This window comes from Paracoccus haematequi, from assembly GCF_900631945.1.
GTDB lineage: Bacteria > Pseudomonadota > Alphaproteobacteria > Rhodobacterales > Rhodobacteraceae > Paracoccus > Paracoccus haematequi_A.
Window position 1 is genome coordinate 209,719 of the sequence record NZ_UZWE01000029.1, and the last position, 23,442, is coordinate 233,160.

General features: G+C 65.0%; 23 protein-coding genes and 1 pseudogene. 21 read left to right on the forward strand and 3 right to left on the reverse strand.

Features of this window, described 5'->3' with window-relative positions; all coding sequences use genetic code 11:
• Positions 1-15 precede the first annotated feature (15 nt).
• The 10 genes from PARHAE_RS09640 to PARHAE_RS09685 all read left to right on the forward strand — a co-directional run bounded on the left by PARHAE_RS09640 (position 16) and on the right by PARHAE_RS09685 (position 10,371).
• Complete coding sequence (locus PARHAE_RS09640) at positions 16-774, forward strand: SDR family NAD(P)-dependent oxidoreductase (RefSeq protein ID WP_126154396.1); 759 nt, start codon at positions 16-18, stop codon at positions 772-774.
• Positions 775-820: 46 nt separating this feature from the next.
• Entirely contained in the window at positions 821-1,636 is an 816-nt protein-coding gene (locus PARHAE_RS09645) for a sugar phosphate isomerase/epimerase family protein (protein WP_126154397.1), read from the forward strand.
• A 140-nt stretch (positions 1,637-1,776) separates the two neighbouring features.
• Positions 1,777-2,694: a dihydrodipicolinate synthase family protein gene (locus tag PARHAE_RS09650; RefSeq protein ID WP_420899396.1), complete on the forward strand. Its 918-nt coding sequence runs from the start codon at positions 1,777-1,779 to the stop codon at positions 2,692-2,694.
• A 1-nt stretch (position 2,695) separates the two neighbouring features.
• Positions 2,696-4,201: an aldehyde dehydrogenase gene (locus tag PARHAE_RS09655; protein WP_126154398.1), complete on the forward strand. Its 1,506-nt coding sequence runs from the start codon at positions 2,696-2,698 to the stop codon at positions 4,199-4,201.
• Positions 4,201-5,544 carry an NAD(P)/FAD-dependent oxidoreductase gene (locus tag PARHAE_RS09660; RefSeq protein WP_126154399.1) on the forward strand — a complete coding sequence of 448 codons (1,344 nt, stop codon included), beginning with the start codon at positions 4,201-4,203 and terminating at the stop codon, positions 5,542-5,544. The genes PARHAE_RS09655 and PARHAE_RS09660 overlap by 1 nt, the downstream gene beginning before the upstream one ends.
• Positions 5,541-6,509 carry a LysR substrate-binding domain-containing protein gene (locus tag PARHAE_RS09665; RefSeq protein ID WP_241232749.1) on the forward strand — a complete coding sequence of 323 codons (969 nt, stop codon included), beginning with the start codon at positions 5,541-5,543 and terminating at the stop codon, positions 6,507-6,509. Before PARHAE_RS09660 ends, PARHAE_RS09665 begins: the two co-directional genes overlap by 4 nt.
• Before the next feature lie 205 nt (positions 6,510-6,714).
• Positions 6,715-7,566 (forward strand): glycine betaine ABC transporter substrate-binding protein, encoded by an 852-nt coding sequence (locus tag PARHAE_RS09670; protein ID WP_126154400.1) that lies wholly within the window; start codon positions 6,715-6,717, stop codon positions 7,564-7,566.
• 68 nt (positions 7,567-7,634) lie between these two features.
• A complete protein-coding gene (locus PARHAE_RS09675) occupies positions 7,635-8,708 on the forward strand; it encodes a quaternary amine ABC transporter ATP-binding protein (RefSeq protein WP_206436913.1) in 1,074 nt (357 codons plus the stop codon).
• A gap of 8 nt (positions 8,709-8,716) precedes the next feature.
• Positions 8,717-9,544: an ABC transporter permease gene (locus PARHAE_RS09680; RefSeq protein WP_126154401.1), complete on the forward strand. Its 828-nt coding sequence runs from the start codon at positions 8,717-8,719 to the stop codon at positions 9,542-9,544.
• Positions 9,544-10,371 carry an ABC transporter permease gene (locus tag PARHAE_RS09685; RefSeq protein WP_126154402.1) on the forward strand — a complete coding sequence of 276 codons (828 nt, stop codon included), beginning with the start codon at positions 9,544-9,546 and terminating at the stop codon, positions 10,369-10,371. Before PARHAE_RS09680 ends, PARHAE_RS09685 begins: the two co-directional genes overlap by 1 nt.
• Positions 10,372-10,480: 109 nt before the next feature.
• Here the strand turns inward: PARHAE_RS09685 and PARHAE_RS22105 are convergent.
• Positions 10,481-10,588: pseudogene (locus PARHAE_RS22105) on the reverse strand (transcriptional regulator NanR); the annotation flags it as partial.
• A gap of 18 nt (positions 10,589-10,606) precedes the next feature.
• Positions 10,607-10,795, reverse strand: a complete 189-nt coding sequence (locus PARHAE_RS22110) for an FCD domain-containing protein (protein WP_420899397.1) — start codon at positions 10,793-10,795, stop codon at positions 10,607-10,609.
• Between the two features lie 292 nt (positions 10,796-11,087).
• Between PARHAE_RS22110 and PARHAE_RS09695 the strand changes: the two genes are divergently transcribed.
• The 10 genes from PARHAE_RS09695 to allE are packed head-to-tail and all read left to right on the forward strand — an operon-like array spanning position 11,088 to position 21,040.
• Positions 11,088-12,737 carry a thiamine pyrophosphate-binding protein gene (locus PARHAE_RS09695; RefSeq protein WP_126154403.1) on the forward strand — a complete coding sequence of 550 codons (1,650 nt, stop codon included), beginning with the start codon at positions 11,088-11,090 and terminating at the stop codon, positions 12,735-12,737.
• On the forward strand, positions 12,734-13,843 hold the full coding sequence (locus PARHAE_RS09700) for an extracellular solute-binding protein (protein WP_126154404.1): 1,110 nt from the start codon (positions 12,734-12,736) through the stop codon (positions 13,841-13,843). Before PARHAE_RS09695 ends, PARHAE_RS09700 begins: the two co-directional genes overlap by 4 nt.
• A 3-nt stretch (positions 13,844-13,846) precedes the next feature.
• On the forward strand, positions 13,847-14,908 hold the full coding sequence (locus PARHAE_RS09705) for an ABC transporter ATP-binding protein (protein WP_126154405.1): 1,062 nt from the start codon (positions 13,847-13,849) through the stop codon (positions 14,906-14,908).
• On the forward strand, positions 14,905-15,762 hold the full coding sequence (locus tag PARHAE_RS09710; protein WP_126154406.1) for an ABC transporter permease: 858 nt from the start codon (positions 14,905-14,907) through the stop codon (positions 15,760-15,762). The genes PARHAE_RS09705 and PARHAE_RS09710 overlap by 4 nt, the downstream gene beginning before the upstream one ends.
• Positions 15,759-16,571, forward strand: coding sequence for an ABC transporter permease (locus PARHAE_RS09715; protein ID WP_126154407.1), 813 nt, complete (start codon positions 15,759-15,761; stop codon positions 16,569-16,571). Before PARHAE_RS09710 ends, PARHAE_RS09715 begins: the two co-directional genes overlap by 4 nt.
• Before the next feature lie 34 nt (positions 16,572-16,605).
• Positions 16,606-17,331 carry an aspartate/glutamate racemase family protein gene (locus PARHAE_RS09720; RefSeq protein WP_126154408.1) on the forward strand — a complete coding sequence of 242 codons (726 nt, stop codon included), beginning with the start codon at positions 16,606-16,608 and terminating at the stop codon, positions 17,329-17,331.
• Positions 17,332-17,335: 4 nt separating this feature from the next.
• Positions 17,336-18,220, forward strand: coding sequence for a polysaccharide deacetylase family protein (locus tag PARHAE_RS09725; RefSeq protein ID WP_241232752.1), 885 nt, complete (start codon positions 17,336-17,338; stop codon positions 18,218-18,220).
• Between the two features lie 4 nt (positions 18,221-18,224).
• On the forward strand, positions 18,225-19,163 hold the full coding sequence (locus PARHAE_RS09730; protein WP_126154409.1) for a polysaccharide deacetylase family protein: 939 nt from the start codon (positions 18,225-18,227) through the stop codon (positions 19,161-19,163).
• A 3-nt stretch (positions 19,164-19,166) separates the two neighbouring features.
• A complete protein-coding gene (locus PARHAE_RS09735) occupies positions 19,167-20,297 on the forward strand; it encodes a M20 family metallopeptidase (protein ID WP_126154410.1) in 1,131 nt (376 codons plus the stop codon).
• A gap of 2 nt (positions 20,298-20,299) precedes the next feature.
• On the forward strand, positions 20,300-21,040 hold the full coding sequence (allE, locus tag PARHAE_RS09740) for a (S)-ureidoglycine aminohydrolase (RefSeq protein WP_126154411.1): 741 nt from the start codon (positions 20,300-20,302) through the stop codon (positions 21,038-21,040).
• Here allE and PARHAE_RS09745 read toward each other — a convergent pair.
• The gene (locus PARHAE_RS09745; RefSeq protein ID WP_126154412.1) at positions 21,010-21,966 is read right to left on the reverse strand and encodes a LysR family transcriptional regulator; all 957 of its coding nucleotides are present in this window, start codon (positions 21,964-21,966) and stop codon (positions 21,010-21,012) included. The genes allE and PARHAE_RS09745 overlap by 31 nt on opposite strands.
• 79 nt (positions 21,967-22,045) lie before the next feature.
• Between PARHAE_RS09745 and PARHAE_RS09750 the strand changes: the two genes are divergently transcribed.
• On the forward strand, positions 22,046-23,428 hold the full coding sequence (locus tag PARHAE_RS09750) for an FAD-binding oxidoreductase (RefSeq protein ID WP_126154413.1): 1,383 nt from the start codon (positions 22,046-22,048) through the stop codon (positions 23,426-23,428).
• Positions 23,429-23,442 lie beyond the last annotated feature (14 nt).

Below are 23,442 nucleotides of genomic sequence, written 5' to 3' on the forward strand. Positions count from 1 at the left end.
CCAACGGAGGAAACCATGACTACCGCTTTGCTCGACGGCCAGTTCGCCGTCATCACCGGCGCCGCATCCAAGCGCGGCCTGGGCCTTGCCACCGCGCGGCTGTTCGCGCGCCACGGCGCCACCGTCGCGATCCTGGATCTGGACGAGGGCGCCGCGAAGGACGCCGCCGCGACCCTGGGCGAAAACCATGTCGGCCTGGCCTGCAACGTCACCGACCTGGACAGCGTGAAGGCCGCCTTCGATGCGCTGATCCAGCGGTGGGGGCGCATCGACATCCTGGTCAACAACGCTGGCATCACCCAGCCGCTGAAGATCATGGAGATCGGGCCGAAGAACTATGACGACGTTCTGGACGTGAACCTGCGCGGCACCCTGTATTGCAGCCAGGCCGTGATCCCGCACATGCGCGAAAACAAGTCCGGCAAGATCGTCAACATGTCGTCCGTGTCCGCGCAGCGCGGCGGCGGCATCTTCGGCGGGCCGCATTATTCGGCGGCCAAGGCGGGCGTGCTGGGCCTGACCAAGGCCATGGCGCGCGAACTGGCGCCCGACAATGTGCGCGTGAACGCCATCTGCCCCGGCTTCATCGCCACCGACATCACCGCGGGCAAGCTGACCGACGAGATGCGCGCGACCATCAACGCGGGCATCCCCATGGGCCGCCCCGGCACCGCCGACGAGGTCGCGGGTTGCGCGCTGTTCCTGGCATCCGACATCTCGTCCTATGTCACGGGATCCGAGGTCGATGTGAACGGCGGGTCGCTGATCCACTGACCGCCAGGCGCCGGGCGACCGGCGCCGTTTTCTTGAGGAGAAAGACATGAAACTGGGCCTTGGCAGCTATGCCTTTCGCTGGAACATCGGCATCGGGGACAAGCAGCCGGCCACGCCCATGACGGCGATGGAGGTGCTGGAGATCGCCCATGGCCACGGCTTGTCGGTCGTCCAATATGCCGACAACCTGCCGCTGGACCGGCTGTCGGCGGACGAACACCGGGCGCTCAAGGCGCGGGCCGACGAATACGGCATGACGCTGGAACTGGGCACGCAATCCTTCGATGCCGCCGAACTGGCCCGCTATATCCCCATCGGCCAGCGGATCGGGTCGTCCATCCTGCGCGTGGCCCTGGACGCCGAGGACGCGCTGATCCCGGTGCCGGATCTGGCCGCGCAACTGCGCGAGCTTTTGCCCGACGGCAAGGCGGCGGGCCTGCGCTTCGCGATCGAGAACCACTTCAACTATCCCTCGCCGCGCATGGTGCAGCTGCTGGACGCGGTGGCGGATGATGCCCTGGGCGTCTGCCTGGACGTGGCCAATTCCATCTGCGCGGGCGAATGGCCGATGGAGACGGTGCGGATGCTGGCACCCTATGCCATAAACCTGCATTTCAAGGACTATCAGATCACGCCCGACCCCTATGGCGTGGGCTTCCGCATCCACGGCACCCCCCTGGGCGAGGGCCGCGCGGAACTGGCGCAGGTGCTGGACGCGCTGTCGGACCGCGACCCCGACATGAGCGTGATCCTGGAACACTGGCTGCCCCATGGGGACGACATGCAGGCGACGCGGCGGTTGGAATTCGACTGGCTGGACCGCACCGTCGCGGCGGCGAAGCGGCTGGTGCCGCTGACCTGATCGCCAGGGGATCGGCGCTGCCGTCCCGGTTCCTTGCATAGTTTTTCTAATGCGCCGTCCCAGAATATTGTCGTTTGCGGGAAATGCCATGCAGGGCGTAGCTGTGGCCTCAACCACGCTTGCGCAAACAGGAGGCCCGCATGACCCCCCGGATGGTGCTGGAAGGCATCTATACCCCGCTGATCACGCCGTTTCATGCGGATGGATCCTTTGACCTCGATGCGCTTGCCGACCTGATCGAACGCCTGATCGCGGCGGGCGTCCACGGCCTGATCTCGGGCGGATCGACCGGCGAGAACTATGCCGAGACGGTCGAGGAACGGCTGGACCTGGCGCGATTCATCACCGAACGCGTGGACGGCCGTCTGCCGGTCATCGTCGGCACGGGGGCGATGCGCACCCCCGACAGCATCGCCCTGGCTGAAGGCGCGCGAGAGATGGGCGCGGACGCGATCCTGCTGGGCACGCCGCCCTATTCGGTGCCCACCGAACAGGAAAACGCGCTGAACGCGCTGGCCATAGACCGCGCCTGCGGGCTGCCGATCATCCTGTACAACTATCCGGGCCGCATGTCGGTCGAGATGGGGACGACCTTCCTGGACCGGGTGGGGCGGTCCAGGAACGTCATCGGCATCAAGGAAAGCTCGGGCGACATCAACCGGGTGCATCTGCTGGCGCGGGACTATCCCCATATCCAGATGTCCTGCGGCATGGACGACCAGGCGCTGGAGTTCTTCGCCTGGGGCGCGCGCAGCTGGATCTGCGCCGGGTCGAATTTCCTGCCGGAAGAGCATGTCGCGCTTTACGAAGCCTGCGCCGTCCGGGGCGATTTCGACAAGGGACGCCGGATCATGTCGGCGATGCTGCCCTTGATGCGCGTGCTGGAACAGGGCGGCAAGTTCATCCAGTGCGTCAAGCACGGGGTCGAGGTCTCGGGCCTGCGCGCCGGGCCGATGCGGCCGCCGCTGAAGGGGCTGAACAAGGATGAAAAGCGCGCGCTGGAACAGGTGATCCGCACGCTGAAGACCACCGTCGCCGCGATCACGGAAGGGAACTGAGATGACCGATCTGCTGACCATTCAGGAATACAAGGCCATCGCCGCGTCGCTGGTGCTGCCGCAGAACGCCTTCATCGACGGCACCTTCCGCCCCGCGATTTCCGGCAAGACCTTCACCACCACCAACCCCGCCTCCGGCGAGGCGCTGGCCGAGGTCGCTGCCTGCGGGGCCGAGGACGTGGATCTGGCTGTCGGGAAGGCGCGCGAGGCGTTCGAGGATGGCCGCTGGTCGCGCCTCCATCCCACCGAGCGCAAGGAAACCCTGATCCGCTTTGCCAAGCTGCTGGAACGCAATGCGCGCGAACTGGCGGTGATGGAAAGCATCGACGCGGGCAAGACCATCTATGACTGCGAAACCGTGGACGTGCCGGAAACGATCCACGTCATCAAGTGGCACGCCGAACTGATCGACAAGATCTATGACCAGGTGGCGCCCGCATCGGACAACCACATCGCCATGATCGTCCGCGAGCCGGTGGGTGTCGTGGGCCTGGTGCTGCCCTGGAATTTTCCGCTGCTGATGCTGGCGTGGAAGATCGGCCCGGCCTTGGCCTCGGGCTGTTCGGTCGTGGTCAAGCCCGCCGCCGAGACCTCGCTGACCGCGCTGCGGGTGGCGGAACTCGCCGCCGAGGCCGGGCTGCCGCGCGGCGTGCTGAACGTCGTGACCGGATCGGGCGCCGAGGTGGGCGAGCCGCTGGGCCGCCACCCGGACGTGGACATGGTCAGCTTCACCGGGTCGACCGTGACGGGCCGCCGATTCCTGCATTATTCGGCGGACAGCAACCTGAAAGAGGTGGTGCTGGAACTGGGCGGCAAGAATCCCTGCATCGTTCTGGACGACGCCGAGGATCTGGACGCGGTCGCCGCCCATGTGGTCAACGGCGCCTTCTGGAACATGGGGCAGAACTGCTCGGCCGGGTCACGCCTGATCGTGCATCGCGACATCCAAGACCGGCTGATGGAGCGGATCACCGCCCATGCCCGCGAATGGATCGTGGGCGATCCGCTGGATCCGCAGGTGCGCGTCGGCGCCTTGGTCAGCCCGGCGCATTTCGGCAAGGTCAGCGCCTATCTGGAAGAGGCACAGAAGGAAAAGATCCTGCTGGGCGGCACCTCGCCCGCCACGGGCTTCATCGAACCGACCATCGTCCAGACCGCGCGGGATTCGAAACTGGCGGTCGAGGAAATCTTCGGCCCGATCCTGACCGTGATCCCGGTGTCCAGCTTCGAGGAAGCCATCGCGGTCGCTAACGACACCGAATACGGGCTGGCCGCGTCGATCTTCACCGCCAACGGCAAGCGGGCGCTGCGCGGGGCGCGGATGCTGCGGGCGGGGACCGTCACGGTCAACAGCTTCGGCGAGGGCGACATTTCCACGCCCTTCGGCGGCTACAAGCAGTCGGGTTTCGGCGGGCGGGACAATTCGATCCATGCCCACGACCAGTATACCCAACTCAAGACGATCTGGATCGACCTGACCGACCATTCGGACGCGAGTTTGGACTGATGGCCCGGCACGACGCCAGCCGCACCCCCGTCTTCAACGGTCCCGCCGGGTGGGCCGCGATCCTGCCCCCGGTCGCGCCCCGCGCGCGGCTTGAAGGCCAGGCGGGCTGCGATATCGCCATCATCGGCGGCGGCTTCGCGGGCCTGTCCGCCGCCCGGCGCCTGCGCCAGATCGACCCCCGCCTGGACATTGCCATCCTGGACGCGGCGCGGATTTCCGAAGGCGGCACCGGACGCAACTCGGGCTTCATGATCGATCTGCCGCACGAACTGACTTCGGGCGATTACGCGGGCGCGGGCGACAGCCACGACCGGCAGTTGACCCGGCTGAACCGCAAGGCGATCGACTTCGCGGGCCAGGCGGTGCAGGACTATGCCATCCCACCGGGCTATTTCCAGCGGACCGGCAAGATCAACGCGGCGGCCTCGAAACCGGGGATCGAGCATAACACCCACTACGCCGCCCATCTGCGCGAGTTGAACGAACCGCACGAGATGCTGGACGCCCAGGCCATGCGCGAGATCACCGGGTCCGGCTATTACCAGGGCGGGCTTTACACCCCCGGCACGGCGATGCTGCAACCGGCGGGTTATGTGCAGGGGCTGGCCGCCGGGCTGGAACGCGACGGGGTGCGGATCTATGAAAACTCGCCGGTCACGCGCATCGAAAGCGGCAACGGCTGGAGCCTGACGACCGAGCGGGGCGAGATCCGCGCGCCCAAGATCATCCTTGCCAACAACGGTCACTTGGAAAGCTTCGGCTTCAAGCGCGGACGGCTGATGCATGTGATGCTGAACGCCTGCATGACCGCCGAACTGCCGCCTGACGCGATCCGCGCGCTTGGCGGGCAGGAATGCTGGGGCGCGACGCCCGCCGATCCGATGGGCACCACCGTGCGCCGGGTCAGTGCCGCGCAGGGCGGCCACCGCATCGTGATCCGGCAGGGCGGATACTATCGCCCCGACATGCAGACAAGCGCGGGCGACCTGGCCCGCACCGTCCGGGCGATGCGCAAGAAGTTCGACGACCGCTTCCCGATGCTGCGCGGCATCCCCTTCGAACATGCCTGGTCCGGGCACCTGTGCCTGGCGCGCAACAACGTCTCGGTCATGCGGGAACTGGAACCGGGGCTGTATGCGGCCTGCGTGCAGAACGGGCTTGGCACCGCGCGCGGCACCCTGACCGGCATCGGCGCGGCGGAACTGGCCATGGGCCTGACCAGCGACATCACCGCCTTCTTCACGTCCGAGGCCGAACCCCTGCGCCTGCCGCCCCATCCCTTCGACACCATCGGCGCCAATGCCTATATGCGCTGGAAAGAATGGCAAGCCCGGCTAGAATGATCCCCCAGCCACAGGGGGAATCCGCCGCCATGCCGCCGATCAAGCGCCGCTATCTGCCCTCGCTTGGATCCTTCGCGACGTTCGAGGTGGCGGCCAAGCATCTGAGCTTTACCCTGGCGGCGCGCGAACTGAACGTGACGCAGGGCGCGATCAGCCAGCAGATCCGGCTGCTGGAACGGGCGCTTGGCGTCGATCTGTTCCTGCGCAAGCACAACACCCTGGAACTGACGCCCGAAGGGATCAGCCTGGCCGCCGCCGTCAGCGAGGGGTTGGACCGCATCAGCGCGGGCGTGTCGGTCATCGCGGGCGACGACGGGCCGGAAACCGTCACCATTTCCGCCACCGACGCCATGGCCAGCTTCTGGCTGAAGCCGCTGATCGACAGCTTCCGCAGGGTCTACCCCGAGATCGGCTTCGTGGTGCTGGCATCCGACGCCGACGACACCCTGCGCAATTATTCCGAGGTGGATCTGTCGATCCTCTGCGGCAACGAACGCTGCGAGGTGGGCGAGGAGCTGCATTTCCTGTTCCCCGAGGTGGCCCAGCCCGTCTGCACCCCCGCCTTCCTGGCGGCGCACGGCCCCTTTGACGACGCGGACAGCCTGAACCGGGTGAACCTGCTGCACCTGCACGACCGCCACTGGGCGGCGGACGCCATCGGCTGGCAGCCGCTGGGCTGGAAGGAATGGTTCCAGGCCCAGGGCGCGGCCTGGGCCAAGGCGCCATCCAGCCTGTCCACGAACAAGGTCAACCTGCTGATGGCCGCGACGCTTGCGGGCGAAGGCGTGATGCTGGGCTGGCAGCACATGATCCGCGCGCCTGTCGCGGAAGGCCGGCTGGTGCTGGCCCATCCCGGCCAGCTGACCATCGGGCGCGGAAATTTCCTCAACTGCCGCCAGAAATCCCTGCGCCGTCCGGGGGTCGCGGCTTTCGTGGATCACATGCTGGCGTCGCTGAAGGCCTGACGGAAGACGCCTAGAAATTCTAATGCGCGACCGCAGGATATTCTCGTTTGCCGCAGCGGCAACCGATGGGGGATAACCTGCCGGACGGGACTGGGAGGTCGGTTCCGGTCATCACAACACGCCAACGGGGCCGTCGCGACCCAGGCCGCCGCATCCGCGGCGCCGGATGGTCACGGCCGACGATTGGCCCGACAGAGAGGATACCATGCGCAGGATTTTCAACGCGATGCTGGCAGGCGCCCTGGCGCTTGGGCTGGCAGCCCCGGCGATGGCCCAGGACAAGGTCATCAGGATGGGAACCATGTCCTGGGAGGACCTGACGCCCATCACCGGCATCACCAAGAAGGTGCTGGAGGACAAGGGCTATACCGTCGAGGTCACGCCGTTTTCCGAATGGGGCATCGCCTATGCCGCGCTTGCCAAGGGCGATGTGCAGATCCTGGCCAGCCAGACCGATTACGTCGCCCAGGATTACTGGGACCGCAACAAGCGCCGTCTGGAAAAGATCTCTCCGGTGTCGCACGGGCTGTTCGACGGGATCGCGGTCCCGGCCTATGTCGACATCGACTCGCTTGACCAGCTGAACGACAGGGCCGATGCGTTCGGCGGCAAGATCATCGGCATCGAGCCGGGCGCCGGCATCATGCGCGAAACCGGCGACGCCATCGACGCCTACGGGCTGAAGCTGCAACTGGTCGAGGGCTCGACCGCCGCCATGACAGCGGCGCTGAAGTCGGCCGTGGACCGCAACGAGCCGATCGCCGTCACCCTGTGGGAACCGTCCTGGATGGCGCAGAAGTTCGACATCAAGTTCCTGAAGGATCCCAAGGGCGCCTTCCCGCCGCCGCAAAGCTATTACTGGATCGGCCAGAAGGGCTTTTCCGAGGAGAACCCCGAGGCGCGCGAAGCCATCGCCAGCGTCTTCGTGCCCAAGGAGGAGATCACCGCGATCAACGGCGCGGTGAACGACGGCAAGACCATGGACGAGGCCATCGCCGACTGGATCGCCGCCCACGGCGACCTGATCGGCCGCTGGAGCAACATCAAGTCCTACTGATCCCGCCAGGCCGGGCGGCCCCCTTTGCCGGGCGCCGCCCCAACAGCACGATAATCGACAGGGTAGACATGGAAAGCACAGAGGTTCTGATCGACTGCCAGTCGGTCTGGAAGGTCTTCGGCGACCGCTCGCGCGAGGCGATCCGCTCGATCGCCGAACGCGGACTGACCAAGCGCGAGATCCTGCAGCAATACAACTGCGTGGTCGGCGTGTCCGATGCCACGCTTCAGGTGCGGCGGGGCGAGATCTTCTGCATCATGGGCCTGTCGGGGTCCGGCAAGTCCACCCTGATCCGGTTGCTGAACCGTCTGATCGAACCCAGCCTGGGCACCGTCACCGTCAAGGGCCGCGACCTGTCCCGCCTGGACGCCGCCGCCCTGCGCGAGACCCGCGCCCGCCATATCGGCATGGTGTTCCAGTCGGTCGCCCTGCTGCCGCAGCGCACGGTTCTGGAAAACGCCGCCTTCGGGCTGGAGGTGCAAGGCGTGCCCCGCGACGACCGCAACCGCGCCGCCGAGGCCGCGCTGGCCAAGGTCGGGCTGTCGGACTGGAAGACCCGCTATCCGCGCGAACTGTCGGGCGGGATGCAGCAGCGCGTCGGCCTGGCCCGCGCCCTGACCGCCGACCCCGAGATCATCCTGATGGACGAGCCCTTCAGCGCCCTGGACCCGCTGATCCGGCGGCAGTTGCAGGACGAGTTCCGGCAACTGACCAAGGATCTGGGCAAGTCCGCCGTCTTCATCACCCATGACCTGGACGAGGCGATCCGCATCGGCGACCGCATCGCCATCATGAAGGACGGCGTGATCATCCAGGAAGGCACCGCCGAGCAGATCGTGATGAATCCCGCCGACCAGTATGTCGCCGATTTCGTGGCGGGCATTTCCCGCCTGCACCTGGTCAAGGCGCATTCGGTGATGATGCCGGTCGACCAATGGCGCTTCCAGGCGCCGGGCCTGTCGCTGGACGGCCTGCCGCGCTGCTCGCCCGAGGCCGACATCGACGAACTGATCGGCACGATCACCGGATCGGGCAGCGACGCCATCGCCATCGCCGACGCCACCGGCATCGTCGGCGTCGTCACCACGCGCAACCTGCTGCTGGGGGTGCGGGGCGAGCCCGACGCCCGCGCGGCGGCATAGGGGGCGCCATGGAAAGCTTTGTCTCCACCTTCGACACCGTGGTCGATGACGCGCTGTTCTGGCTGACCGATCACGCCGCCTTTGTCTTCGACGGCATCCGCGCCGTGCTGGAGGGGCTGTACGACGCCGTGCTGTGGCTGCTGATGCTGCCGCCCTTCTGGGCCGTCGCCATCGTCGCGGGGCTGATCGGCTGGCGCGCGCTGTCCCTGGGCTTCGGGATCGGCGGCGCGGTGGCGCTGCTGGCCTGCGCCGCGATGGGCCTGTGGGCGGAAACCATGCAGACCCTGGCCCTGGTGGTCGCGGCCAGCGTCATCGCCCTGGCGATCAGCGTGCCCCTGGGGGTGCTGGCCGGGCTGATGCCCCGCCTGGACCGCGCGCTGACCCCGGCGCTTGACCTGATCCAGACGCTGCCGCCCTATATCTACCTGCTGCCCGCCATCGCGCTGATGGGCTTTGGCCCCGCCACCGCCCTGGTGGCGACGGTGATCGTCGCCATGCCGCCCGCGATCCGGCTGACCAGTCTGGGCATCCGCCAGACCCCGCATGAATTCATCGAACTGGGCCATGCGACGGGCGCCAGCAGCAGCCAGATGTTCTGGAAGATCCGGCTGCCCTTCGCCGTCCCCTCGATCATGGCGGGCATCAACCAGAGCCTGATGATGGCCTTCGGCATGGTGGTCATCGCGGGCATTGTGGGATCGGGCGGCCTGGGCGAGACGATCTATGGCGCGATCCGCACGCTGGACATCGCGACATCCATCAACGCCTCGATCGCCATCGTGGTGCTGACCATGCTTCTGGACCGCCTGACCCAGGCCGCAGCAAGGAGATCGTGATGGACTTCAATCCCGGCGCCGTCCTGGCCCCCGTGATCGACTGGCTGAACGCCAATTTCCACGGCTTCTTCGCCCTTGTGACCCGCCTGATCGAGGCCATCCTGGGCGGCTTGGAGGCCGCCCTGCTGGTCCTGCCCGCCGGTGCCGTCATTGCCATCGTCGTGATCGCGGCCTTCTTCGCGACCGGCCTGCGGGTGGCGGCCCTGGCCTTCTGCTGCCTGGGCTTCTGCTGGCTGGCGGGGCTTTGGCAGGCCTCGATGCAGACCATCGCCCTGGTGGTGGTGGCGGTTGCCATCGCCGTTGCCATCGCCTTTCCGCTGGGCATCCTGGCGGCCCGCCGCGCATCCGTGGAACGGGCGCTGCGCCCGGTTCTGGACGTGATGCAGACCGTGCCGCCCTGGGTCTATCTGATCCCGGCGGTGATGATCTTCAGCCTGGGCCGGGTGCCCGCGATCATCGCCACCATCGTCTATGGCATCCCGCCGATGCTGCGGCTGACCACGCTGGCCTTCCGGGGCGTTCCGACCGACCTGAAGGAACTGGGCCAGGCCATCGGCGCGAAACCGTCGACCATCCTGTGGAAGATCGAGCTTCCGGCCGCCAAGCCCACGCTGTTGGTCGGGTTGAACCAGTGCATCCTGCTGTCCCTGGCCATGGTCGTGCTGGCCGGCCTGGTGGGCGCGGGCGGCCTTGGGGCCGAGGTGACACGGGGCCTGACGCGGATGGAAATGGGCCTCGGCCTGCGCGCGGGCCTTGCCATCGTCGCCGTGGCGGTGCTGGTGGACCGGCTGACGCGGGGCGCGTTGGACCGAAGGAAGGCGATCTGACCCATGCGGCACCGTTCTTCTGCATCGACAGCCACGCCTGCGGCAACCCGGTCCGGGTCGTCGATCGGTCCAGATGCGCGCCCATCGCCGCCACCGCGCCATCGGCGTCGCGGGCGGCGATCAGGTCCACGATCTGATCATGGTCCTGAAGCGTGATCTTTTCCTTGCCCGACCAGTGCAGCAGCACCCCGTGATACTGGAACAGCCACCGCAGCATGGCCTTGGCTGGTCGCCGTCAGGATCGGATTCCCGGAAATCTGCGCAATGCGGAGCGCTGTTCGCCGACGAGTTCGCGAAGATCGCGCACGTCCTGCGCCGTGGCGTTTTCGGCAGCGACCCGCACCAGCCCGCATTCGAACATCCGCCGCGCCTGCTTCAGATGCTCAAGCTGTTCGGGTTCCGAGGACAGCAGCATCCGCGCCATGTCGTCCCGTGACGAACTTGGCCTATAAGGCTTCCTTGCTTTCCCAAGAAAGGATCGCACCCGCAAACCAGGGGATCAAACACTTAGCAGGTGTTAGCGACAGAAAGGTATCATGCGGCCCGAATAATGCGACCTCGCTATGGATTGACGCTGCAAATGATTCAAGCAGATCGATACTGCCCAGTTTGTACTCTTTTCGGAAACATTCAGAAGAAAATATTGCGCTTTTGTTGACGATCTTCTCGGCCCTATGCTGTGCGTATCGCGGCAACTTCAGACGCAAAGAACAGCCATGCAGCACGCCAGCCCCAACGCGACAGTTCACCAAGTTCTCGCGGGTTCGTTGATAAAACTGGGCGTGAGCGACCTGTTCGGACTGGTCGGCGACGCGAATCTTTTCATGGTGAAGTCCTATATCGAGACGGGACATGGCCGCTATATCCCACTGACCCATGAAGCGAACGCCGTCCTGGCGGCGGTCGGCTATGCGCAGGTGTCAGGCCGTATCGGTGTCGCGACCATCACGCATGGACCCGCGCTGACGAATGTGGTCACCGCCCTGGTGGAAGGTGTCCGCGCCGGCGTTCCGCTGGTGGTGCTCTGTGGCGATACCCCGCCCGGCGATCTGCAACATCTCCAGAACATCGACCAGCGAGAGGTGGTTGCTTCCACCGGAGCCGGTTTTGTCGAAATGCGCGCGCCCCATACCGCCGTGGTGGATTTAGAACGGGCCTTCCGGCTGGCCGCGCATCAGCGCCGCCCCGTGGTCTTCAACATGCGGGTGGATCTGCAATGGCAAGTCGCCGACGCAGGCCAGCCGTCGCCCGTTCTGCCTCCTGAACTGCCCCGCGCCTCGGCAGCGTTCGAGCCGCTGGAGGAAGCGGCTGGAATGCTTGCGTCGGCGCGCCGCCCGTTGATCCTGGCCGGACGCGGCGCGATCTCGGCGGAGGCGCGGGATGCCATCCTGGCATTGGCACGGCGGATCGAGGCCCCGGTTGCGACCACGCTCAAGGCGCAGGGATTGTTCGACGGCGAGCCCTTCAACCTCGGCATCTGTGGCGGCCTCAGCCATCCGGCCGCCATCGACGCGATCATGAAATCCGATTGCATTCTGGCATTCGGTGCCAGTCTCAGCAAGCACACGACGGAAAATGGCGCCTATTTGCAGGGCAAGCGCGTCATCCAGATCCTGCCCGACATTCAGGAAAATTTCAGGATGGACCGCCCCGATCTGCAATTGATCGGCGACCCGGCGCTGACTGCCAATGCAATCGTCAAATTGCTGGACATGGCCGAAATTCCCGGATCGGGGGCGACGGACGAGGATCTGCGCGCCGCGCTTGAAGCAGAGGCCCGCAACTTCGCGGTCCTTCCTGCGGCAGGGGTGACAGCCCCCGGCACGGTCGACATGGCTTGGGCCTTGCGCAGGTTGCACCAGGCATTGCCCGAAGATCGTGTGCTTGTGGCGGATCTGGGTCGCTTCGTGACCACGGCCTGGCGGAATCTGCCTGTGAACAACCCGCTCAACCTGGTCTATACCTGCCATTTTGGCGGGATCGGCTGCGGCTTGGGTCAACTGGTCGGCGCCGCGACAGCGGCCGACGGCCGCAAGACGGTGCTTGTCGCGGGCGACGGAGGTTTCCTGCTGTCCGGTTTGGGTGAATTGGCCACCCTGAAGCGTCAGAATGCCAATACGGTCATCATCGTCTGCAACGACGGCAGCTATGGCGCGGAACATGTCCAACTGGCCAGCCGTGGCATGGATGTCGCCGTTTCGATGATCGATCCGCCCGATTTCGCCGCCGTTGCGGCCGCGATGGGACTTCGCGCGCAGAGGGTGTCCGATGCGGACAGCCTGGCAAGGGCCGCCGCGCTGGTCAAGGAATCGAGCGATCCCGTCCTGATCGACCTGCGCCTGGACGCCGACAAGATCGAGATGTGATTCCGATCACGCTCTCACCCCCCTGGGGGTGTGGAACGCCAATCAAACGAAAACACGACCAACAGGAGAAAAAGATGAAACTGTCGCGACGCAATTTCCTGCAGGCAAGTGCGGGCGCATCGGCGCTTGCCGCACTGGGGGTGCCAGCTTTTGCGCAGAACAATCCCTTCATCGTCAACATGTTTGGCGGACGTTGGGAAAACGACTGGCGCCAGCATGTCATCCCGAAGTTTGCAGAACAGATTGGCCGTCCCGTCGAACTGGACATCGGGCTTGGTACCTCGTGGATCGCGAATTTTCGCGCGGCGGGTCCGCAGAATCCGCCTTTCGCGTCGGTGATGTTGAACGAACGCTACACCGCGATGATTCGCAACGAAGGCTATTTCGAGGAGCTGACCCCCGAGAAGGTTCCGAACATGGCCGACCTGATCGAACCCGCGAAGCTCAAGGGACATACCGGACTGACCGGGATGCTGGCGCCGCTGATCCTGGCCTATCGCACCGATCTGGTCACCGAGCCGCCGCGCGGTTGGGCGGACCTGTGGCACGAACGCTTCCGGGGCCAGCTCGGGCTTTACAAGATCACCAATTCGGCTGGCGTCATGATGGCCCTGTGGGCGGGCGAACATTTCGGCTCGGGCCGCGACGATGCGGAAACCGCCGTCGCCAAGTTCAAGGAACTCTCGCCCTTCCCGCAGATCGGCTATTCCTCGCAGCTCACGCCCTTGATGATGCAGGGCCAGGTTGCCGTTGCGCCGCTGGATGTGGGCGAGGTGAAGGCCATGCAGGATCAGGGCGTTCCGGTCGACTATGTCATCCCCGAGGAGGGAATGCTGGTATTTGATCACTCGTTCAGCGTGTTCGCGCACCATCCCGACAAGGCACTGGGACTGGAATATGTGAACTTCGTCCTCAGCCCCGAAATCCAGCTGTGGATGGCCGAGAACTGGCTGATCGCGCCGACGAACAAGACCGTAAAACTGCCCGAATCGGTGGCGAAATGGCCGTTGAGTGCCGATCAGGTGACGCAGGCGATCCGCTTTGACTGGGATGATGCAAACGCCGTTTCCGGCAAGCTGAACGACCTTTGGGAACGGACGATCTGAACCATGGCGACGGTCGAGGCAATAAAGCTGCACAAGCGCTATCATGACTTCGTCGCCCTGGACGATGTGACGCTTCGTGCAGAATCAGGGCAGCTGGTGACGCTCTTGGGGCCTTCGGGCTGCGGCAAGAGCACCACCCTTCGCTGTCTGGCGGGATTTCTGGACCCTGAAGGCGGGGACATCACGCTGGATGGTGAAAGCATCCTGAAGCTGCCTTCGAACCGTCGCGGCTTCGGTGTGGTCTTTCAGAACTATGCTCTGTTTCCGCACATGACGGTGGCCGAGAACATCGGCTACGGGCTGAGGTTGCAGAAATGCCCCAAGCCCGACATGGCGCGGCGCGTCGGGGAAGCGGTCGATCTGGTTCGACTCAATGGACTGGAAGACCGTCTGCCACGCCAAATCTCGGGCGGGCAACAGCAGCGGGTCGCCTTGGCGCGGGCACTGGTGATGAAGCCGCGTCTTCTGCTTCTGGACGAGCCTCTGGCGAACCTGGATGCGCGGTTGCGAGACGAGGTGCGGTGGCTGATCCGCGACCTGCAGCAGCAGTCGGGGATCACGGCCTTCTATGTGACCCATGACCAGTCCGAAGCGATGGCCATGTCCGACATGGTGGCTGTCATGAAAGCAGGTCGCGTTGCCCAGTTCGCCACGCCGCGCGAAATCTATCAAAAGCCGGTCGAACGCTATGTGGCGGATTTCACCGGCGAGGCCAATTTCCTGGCCTGTCAGTCGGTCGCGGAACAGGGTTCGGGACAATACCGGATCGAGGCAGGCGGCACCGTGCTGACAGTGGCTGGCGTCCAGGGCCTGAACGGTCGCGCGGAACTGCTGGTCCGCCCCGAGACATTGCGTCTGGCCGCCCCGGACGAGGCGGCGGATTTCAACGGACGTATCGTCAAGTGTGCCTTCGTGGGTGCCTCGCAGCTGTGCGAGATCGCACTGCCCGATGGCGGGACGCTGAAGCTGACGGCGGCGCCCAATACGCCTGTCCATGTCGGCGACGCGGCGGCGGTCGTGATGGATCGCGCACAAGCCTGGCTGATGCCCGAGGTGGCGCCATGACCGCCAAGACCCGCCTGCGACTGCTGCTGTCGGTGCCGGCCATCGTTCTGATCTTCGTATTCATGATCCTGCCGATCACGAACATGATCGAGATGAGCTTTCGCACGCCCGGCACGAGCGAGCCGTTCGGCCCCGATTATACCGGAATGCATTACACCCGCATTCTGGGGGATGGTTATTATTGGGGCGTGCTGGCGCGTTCGTTGCTGACCGCAGGGCTGGTGACGGTGCTGTGCCTGATCGTCAGCTTTCCGATCGCTTGGCATCTGTCTCGGGCGCGCGGGCTGAAGGCCGTCCTGCTTTACGCCTGCATCGTCTCGCCCCTGATGACCGGCGTCCTGGTGCGCAATTTCGGCTGGATGATCGTCACCGCCCTGAACGGCCCGCTGAACGAGACGCTGATGGCCCTGGGCATCATCGAACGTCCGCTGCGGCTTTTGTTCACGCAGGGGCTGGTGGTCCTGGCGCTGGTGCATGTCTTTGTGCCTTTCATGGTGCTGCCGATCAACAATGCCCTGCGCAATATCCCCGAAAGCCTGACCGAAGCCTCGGCCTCGATGGGGGCGAGCCGGATGCAGGTCTTCCGCGACATCATCCTGCCGCTCAGCTTTCCGGGCATCCAGCCGGGCATGATCCTGGTCTATGTCCTGGCCGTCGCGGCCTATGTGACGCCGGCGCTGCTTGGCGGGCAGATGGTCAGCGTGATGCCGACGCTGATCGTGGGCGAATTGACCGGGACATTCCAGTGGCCCTTCGGTTCGGCGCTGGCAATCACCCTGTCGGTCTCGACGGTGATCGTGGTGGTGACATTCACGATGCTGACCTCGAAGCTGATGGAAAGGGCCAAGGCATGAGCGCGGCAGGTGCAACCTTTGGAAGCGGCCGCAGTGTCGGGCTTGGCTTTTCCCTGCTGATCGTGGCGCTTTACGTGTTCCTGCTGATGCCGCTGGTCACGATCGTCGGTGCGTCCTTCACCTCGGGCCTGATGATCGAGTTTCCGCCGCAGGGCTTTTCGTTGCAGTGGTATCAAGAGTTCCTGTCGCGCAAGGATCTGGTCGATGGGCTGCTGATGTCGTTGCGCGTTGCTGCGATCACTGCGGTCGTGACGACGGTCATAGCGGTGATGGCGGCCTTGGCGGGGCAGGCGATGGCGGGCCGCATGGCCGGCTGGTTCCATCTGGGCATGACCTTGCCGCTGCTGGTGCCGGAACTGCTGACGGCCGTCGGCCTGCTGTTCTTCCTTTACAAGATCGGATTGGGCAAGACCGTTCTGGGGCTGCAGTTCGGCCATATCCTGATGGCCTTTCCCTATGCCTATGTCTCGATCACGGCCGCCCTGCGGCAGGTGCCCCCGTCCCTTGAGGAAGCCTCTTCCAGCATGGGTGCGACCGGCTGGCAGACTTTCAGGCTGGTGATCCTGCCGCTGGTCATGCCGGGGGTGGCGATGGGCGCGATCTTCGCCTTCATCAACAGCTTTGATCTTTACACGATCTCGCTGCTGTTGAAGCCGATTGGCGGAAACACCCTGCCTCTCGCGCTGTTCGACTTTCTGACCTACGAATTCAAGCCCACGGCGGCCGCGGCGGCGACACTGTCGATCCTGCTGTCTCTTGTGGGTGTGGTGCTGGTGCAACGCCTTGTCGGCCTGCAGCGGGCCTTCTGACGCGCTTGCCCCAACCGACCCGAAAGGAAGACCAATGACGGACGATTTGGCCGGTCGGCCCCGGCTGCTTTACCAGCTTGTCAGCCCCCTGCACCGCACCGCAGGGCAGGCCGAAGTGGCGCGGCGCCTGGCGATGCTGCAAGCCTGGGCTCCGGGCTGCGATGTCGGGATCGCCTCGCCCCAGAACGGGCCGCCTGCCATCGAAAAGGCCAGCGACATCGCCATGGTCGTGCCCCATCTTGCCGATGCTGCAAGAACCTGGACCGCCTCGGGGCATCAGGCCGTTGTCATCGGCTGCTTCAGCGACCCGGGCGTCGAGGCTTTGTCCGAGATCTCGGGCCTGCCGGTCATCGGACCGGGCGAGGCGGGCATTCTGGCAGCCCTGCAACTGGGTGAGCGGTTCTCGGTCCTGTCGTCGGACCCGACACCGCCCGGACTGCGGCGGCGCATCAGGGGCATGGGCGCCGAGCCGATGTTTCTATCCGAGGTCCGTGTCGGAGGATCAGTCGCTGCGCTGATTGCCGATCCCGACCGCCACCTGCCTGCCATCGTCGATCAGGCACGCGGCTGCGTGGCCGCCGGTGCCGAAGTGCTGGTGCTGGGTTGCCTTGCCATGTCGTTCGCGCCGGGACTTGCGCAAAATTTGTCGCGGGCCGTGGGCGTGCCGGTTGTCAATCCCGTCATTGCCGGGCTGCGCGCCGCCGAGACCGCTCTTTTGTTCGGCGCCGGCCTGCGCCCGCAGACCATTATCGAAGGCTGACATCTTGAACTTCATCGACCCCGATTATGCCGACCTGCTGCAAACCGCGCGCTGCCAACCCGGACGGCGCGTTCCCATTCCGGATCTGGCCTGGCCCGAAGGCGTCAGATGCGCGGTGAACTTCACCTTGGATTTCGACGCGATGCTGTTGCGGCGGCTGCTCAACGAACCTTGGGGCCAGCGCGCCAAGGGCGAATTCGGCGGCCGGGTGGGGATATGGCGCATCCTCGACATGTTCGACGGACAGGATGTCAAGGTTACGGTCTTTACGCCGGGCCGGATCTGCGAACTTTATCCGAAGGCGCTGCATCGCGCCGTCGCGGCCGGACATGAATTGGCCGACCACATGTGGGAACATGATGTGGCAACCGATCCGGTGATCGAGGAGGCGCATCTGTCGCGCACCCTGGCCGCCTTGTCCGGGATTTCTGGACAGCCGGTGATCGGCACGCGGTCCAGCCACACGCAGGCGCTGCTGCGGAACAAGGGCGTGCTCTACAACTCGTTCACCTCCGCCAGCCGGATGCCGCTTTACGAATACGACGAGGAAGGCGCGAACCCCATCCTGCAACTGCCGTTCCATTACGCCCTGGATGACGCGATGTTCTTCAGCTTCGGCTGGCTTGCCACGCCCAACCAGGCGCAGAGGATCATGGATGTGGACGAGGTCTTCGACATCTGGTGGCAAACCTTCGAGCAGGAATACCGGCGCGGCGGCTATGTGAATTTCCTGCTGCATCCCTTCGTCTCGGGTCATGCCCTGCGGGTCGACATGCTGGAGCGGCTGATCCAGCGGATGAAGACCCTGCCGGGCGTGTGGTTTCCGACCTGCGCCGAGGTCGCGCACCACATCCTGACCCATTACCCCCTGCACAAGATCGAGGGATGACGCGATGCCTTGGAAGGACAACTATACCACCAGCGATGAGGTGGGGATTCGCGACCACGAAATCAGCTGGCCCCTTGGTCAGCAGATGGCCTTGGGTCTGACCGTCAACCTGAACCCCGCCGCAGCGGGCAAGGGGATCACGAAAAAGGATCTGGCCTATCCGACATGGCATTTCGGGATGCACGAGGGGCTGGATGCGTTCCTGAGCCTGTTTGCCCGTCTGAACATTCGCGCCACATTCGCCGTCCCCGCCCTGGTCGCCGAGGCCTTCGCGCCGCGCATCCGGCAGGTCGCCGAGGCTGGCCACGAGATCGCCGCACAGGGCCTGATCGGCGAGGATCCGTCCTTGATGCAGCCCGGTCAGGAAGCCGCGCTTATCGGCAAGGCGACGGAAATCCTGACGCGCATCACCAGTGCCGCACCGAAAGGCTGGTTTGCCCTGCCACGTCCCGACGATGCCTTCGCCACCGGAACAGTAACGGATGACACAGTCCGGCTGCTGCGCCAGGCGGGCTATACCTATTATGGCAACGGTATGGCCGACGATGCGCCCTATTGGTGGGTGACCGATGCCAGCCGTGGCCAGAGCCTTCTGGCCTTGCCCTATTATTACCACTTCGATGACACGTTCTTCCTGATGTTTCCGCGAGAAGGCACGGGACTGGAGCGACCGGACGCGCTGCTGCGCAACTGGCACGCCGAGTTCGGTGCCCAGTATCGGCGCGGACGATACTTCAACCTGTGCGTCTCGCCCGCACGGTCCGGCTGGGCGCATCGGCTGGACAATCTGGCCAGCTTCCTGACCGAGGCCATGGAACACCCCGGTGTCTGGGCAGCCACAGGAACCGAGATCGCGGCGCACTGGCAGCAGCACTATCCGTCGGAAAGCCAGTTGAATCTGGAACCCTCGATCTGGCGCGACTATGCCGACAGTCTGAGTTGAGAAATGACAGGATTTGACAGCGAAACACTTCTGAACGGCCTGATGCGTTGGGTCGAGATCGACACCCCCACCGGAGACATCGAGGGCATCGCCCGCCTGATCGACCTGATCGAGACCGACCTGCGCCCCCTTGGACCTCGGCTCGAACGCATTCCGGCCCGCGAGGGTATGGGCGAGCACCTGATTGCGCGCTTTGCGGGTGGACCGGGACCGGGGGTGCTTGTGACCAGCCATATCGACACCGTCTGCCCGCCCGGCGCGGTGGCAATCCGGCGCGAGGGGGATCGTCAGTATGGCCCAGGGATCGCCGACATGAAGGGGGGCGGCTTCCTGGCCTTGGCGGCCATTGCCAGTCTTGTCCGTGAAGGCCTGCCGCTGCCGGGGCCGGTCACGATGATCTGGAACAGCGACGAGGAAATCGGATCGCCCACATCCTCGATGCTGATCGCGGAAGAGGCGCGGCGCCACGGCGCGGCCCTGATCCCCGAACCCGCTCGCGGCGACGAGGCGATCACCTTCCGCAAGGGGCGCGCAAAGTACCGCCTGGATTTTACGGGACGCGAGGCGCATGCCGGCTCGGCCTTCCAGGATGGGCGAAGCGCTGTCTCCGAACTGGCACGGGCCGTTCTGGTCCTTGACGCCATGACCGATCTGGACCGGGGCACGACCGTCAACATAGGCCGAATTTCCGGTGGGACCGAACCCAATGTCGTTGCCGGTCGCGCCAGTTGCGACATCGACGTGCGCTTTGCCGACGATGCTGATGGGCAGCGGGTCGAGGCGGCGATCATGGCTTATCGGCCGCATGACGGCGATGTCTGGGTCACGGTATCCGGGGAAATCGAGAAGCCCTGCCTGGCCCGGAGCAGCGGCACGATTGCGATGTTCCGGACCGCGCAACAGATCAATGCGGGCCTTGGCCTGCCGCTGCTGGAGACACGCTCGGGCGGGGGAAGCGACGGCAACTTCACGTCTGCGGCGGGGATTCCAACGCTTGACGGCTTGGGCGCCATTGGGGGTGACTGGCATTCGCCCAACGAACATGTGCTTGTCGGACCGCTGGGACGCCGCGCCGCGCTGTTGCGAGGGCTGATCTTACATTTTGCGGGCCATGCGCCCGATGCAGGGACATGACCATGAACCACCTGGCTGCATTCGGTGCGACCCGATCCGACATCAAGCCGCGCCACGCATTGCTGACACCGGAAAGCCATGAATGGATCACACAGCCGGATTGGCCTGGCGCGGAGCTGGCCTGGCTGATCTCGCCCGATCTGGGGGCGCAGCTGGCCATGGGGATCGTGCGTTGCGCGGAGGCTTGCGAGGCCCAACCCCCCGCCAAGGGCATCGCGCGCTTCCTGTTCTGTCTCGAGGGCCATGCCCGCCTGACCGACGGCACGGTCCTGTCGCCCGAGGACTTTTGCTTTCAGCCGCCTGGCCTGGGTGGCGGTCTGCACTTTACGGCAGGAGCGAAAGCGGTTGTCTTCGAATGGCGGTTCCTGCCGCGCGGACCCTTGCCGAACCCTGTTCATGGCAGCCTGAAGAAGATCGCGGGCCGACCGCTGCGCGGTGACGATCGTTTGGTCGTGCAGAAGATGCTGCCCGAGGATTCCAGCTTCGACTTCGAGTTCAACATCATGAACTTTCAGCCAGGCGCCTCGCTGGCCTATGTCGAGACGCATTTCATGGAACATGGCCTGCTGATGCTCGACGGCGGCGGGGTCTACAGGTTGGATCGGGACTGGTATCCCGTCACTGCGGGCGACGCGATCTGGATGGGGCCGCATGTGCCGCAATGGTTCGGTGCCCTGGGGCGCAGTCCGGCGCGCTATCTGATCTGCAAGAACTACAACCGCTCACCCCTGTCGCCGCGTTGAAGCGTTTCGCCCCCGTACTGCGCAAACAGCGCCTTGATCGAGGCCGCAAAGGCGATCGAGGAACTGGTGGGCGTGCGCCCCGCCGCCCGGCAGCAGGACAGCGGCTTGTGGGTAAAGCCGGGGCTGTCCACGCCGATGAAGGCCAGTTGCTCGCGTTTGGTTTGCAGAAAACGTCCGATGACCATGCTGACACCCAGGCCCTCCTGCACCATCTGCCGCAGAAGCGTGAAAGAGTTCGTGTGCATGATCACGCGCACGTCCACTCTGGCGCGGACAAGGGCATCCTGGATCAGGTGGTGCAGCGACACCGAACTGTCGGGAAGGATGAACTTCTCGCCCGCAATCTCTTCCAGACGAACCTTCCGCCGCTGGGCAAGCGGGTGGTCGAGCCCGGTAATCAGATAGGTATTGCGATGCAGGACGGCCAGAACCTCCAGATCGGGAGAGGACGGGAAGTTGTAGCCCAAGCCGATATCGACGTCGCCTTCATGCAGGCGCTTCACGATCGCGGGGGTGTTCTCGACGATGATCGTATATTGCAGATGCGGAAAGTTCCGATGCAGGTCGCGCAGAATTCCCGGCAAAAGGTCCGAGGCGATGACCTCGTTCACGCCAAGCCGCAGGTGCCCGCGCTGCAAGCCTTTCAGTTCGTTCATCTCGTCCCGTGCGATCGCCAGTTCGTTCATCACGGATGCACAGCGGTAAAGAAGGATCTGGCCTGCCTCGGTCAGTTCCAGCCCCGCACGACCCCGGTCGCGCAGGAACAGTTCGACCCCCAGATGCTCTTCGAGGTTGCGGATCTGCTTGCTGACGGCAGAGGGGGCGATGTTCAGGCGATCGGCGGCGGCACGAAAGGACTTCTGTTGGGCGACCTCGACGAAATGACGCAGGCCGGACATGCGGGCAAGAACCGAGCTTGCGACCATGGAAAGCCTTTCACGTCTCGTTCCAATAACGTGGTCATCATAAGCGGGGCAGGGTGCGGTGCAAGCTGACAGGAACACGATGACTGGCCAAGCCATCTCGTTACTGGAAACGTTGCTGGGAAAGGCAGGGGTGCTGCGCGATGCGGCGGACTTGGTCCGCTATGCGGCGGATGCAGCGGGCCCTGGCGCAGACCGTCCCTTGGCGGTGCTGCGCCCCGCTTCGACCGAACAGACCGCAGAAGCCGTTGCCATCTGCGCGGCGGCGGGTCTTGCCATGGTGCCTCAGGGCGGCCGAACCGGATTGTCGGCGGGCGCGGTTCCCCCGGCGGGTTCGGTCGTGATCTCGGTCGAGCGGATGCGGGGGGTCGTTGCTCTGGACCGCGATGCCATGACGCTGACTGCCTGGGCCGGGACGCCCCTGCAACAGATCCAGGAAGAGGCCCAGAGGCAGGGGCTGGATTACCCTGTCGATATTGGCGCCCGCGGCACCGCCAGCATCGGCGGCACTGTGGCGACCAATGCAGGGGGCATCCGCGTCCTGCGCCATGGCATGACACGCCGCCACGTGATCGGCCTGGAAGTCGTGCTGGCAGATGGCACGATCCTGTCGCGCATGGGTGGTCTGGCCAAGGACAACGCAGGCTACGATCTCTGCCAGCCCTTCATCGGCTCAGAGGGCACGCTTGGCATCATAACCAGGATCATGCTTCGGCTCTGCCCGCATGAACCTCTCTCGGCAGTGGCGCTGCTTATGGTGGAGGATCATGCGGCTGCGCTGGAATGCCTTGCACAGGCCCGTATCCGCTTCGGCGAACGGCTCAGCGCCTTTGAGGGCATGTGGCCGGACTACATGGATGCCATATGCCGGACCTGGCGTTTGGCAAGCGATCCGTTTCCCGGCCAGCGGGGTTTTTGCGTGCTTGTGGAACTGCGGGGACGCGATGCGGCGCAGCTGGACGGCTTCGACGATTGGCTGGGCGAATTGTTGGAACGCGGCCTGGTCCAGGACGGCATTCTTGCACGCTCACAAGAGGATGAGCGAAGGCTCTGGGCCTTGCGCGAAGCCGTGGGCGATGTCGATGCCCCCATGGGTCCGCATATCAGCTTTGATCTGTCGGTTTCGCTCTGCCATCTTGGCCGCTTCTGCGCGGCCTGCGATGCGGCGCTGATCCTCTTGCCCCAGGCGGGTCGGGTGATCAAGGTCGGCCACCTGAGGGACGGAAACGTGCACTTGCTGGTCGCCCATGACGGATCCGACAAGGCGGCAAGGCTGATTTCCGAAGCGGTCTATGATGTGGTCCGCGCCTACCGTGGCAGCGTCACGGCCGAGCACGGGGTCGGCCGGATCAAGCGCGACTGGCTGGCGGCCTGCCGCGATCCGGCGGAACTGGCGGTCATGCGGGCGATCAAGCGGGCGTTGGATCCACAAGGGCTGATGAACCCAGGAGCGGTGATCGACTGACCGCGGCATGTCTT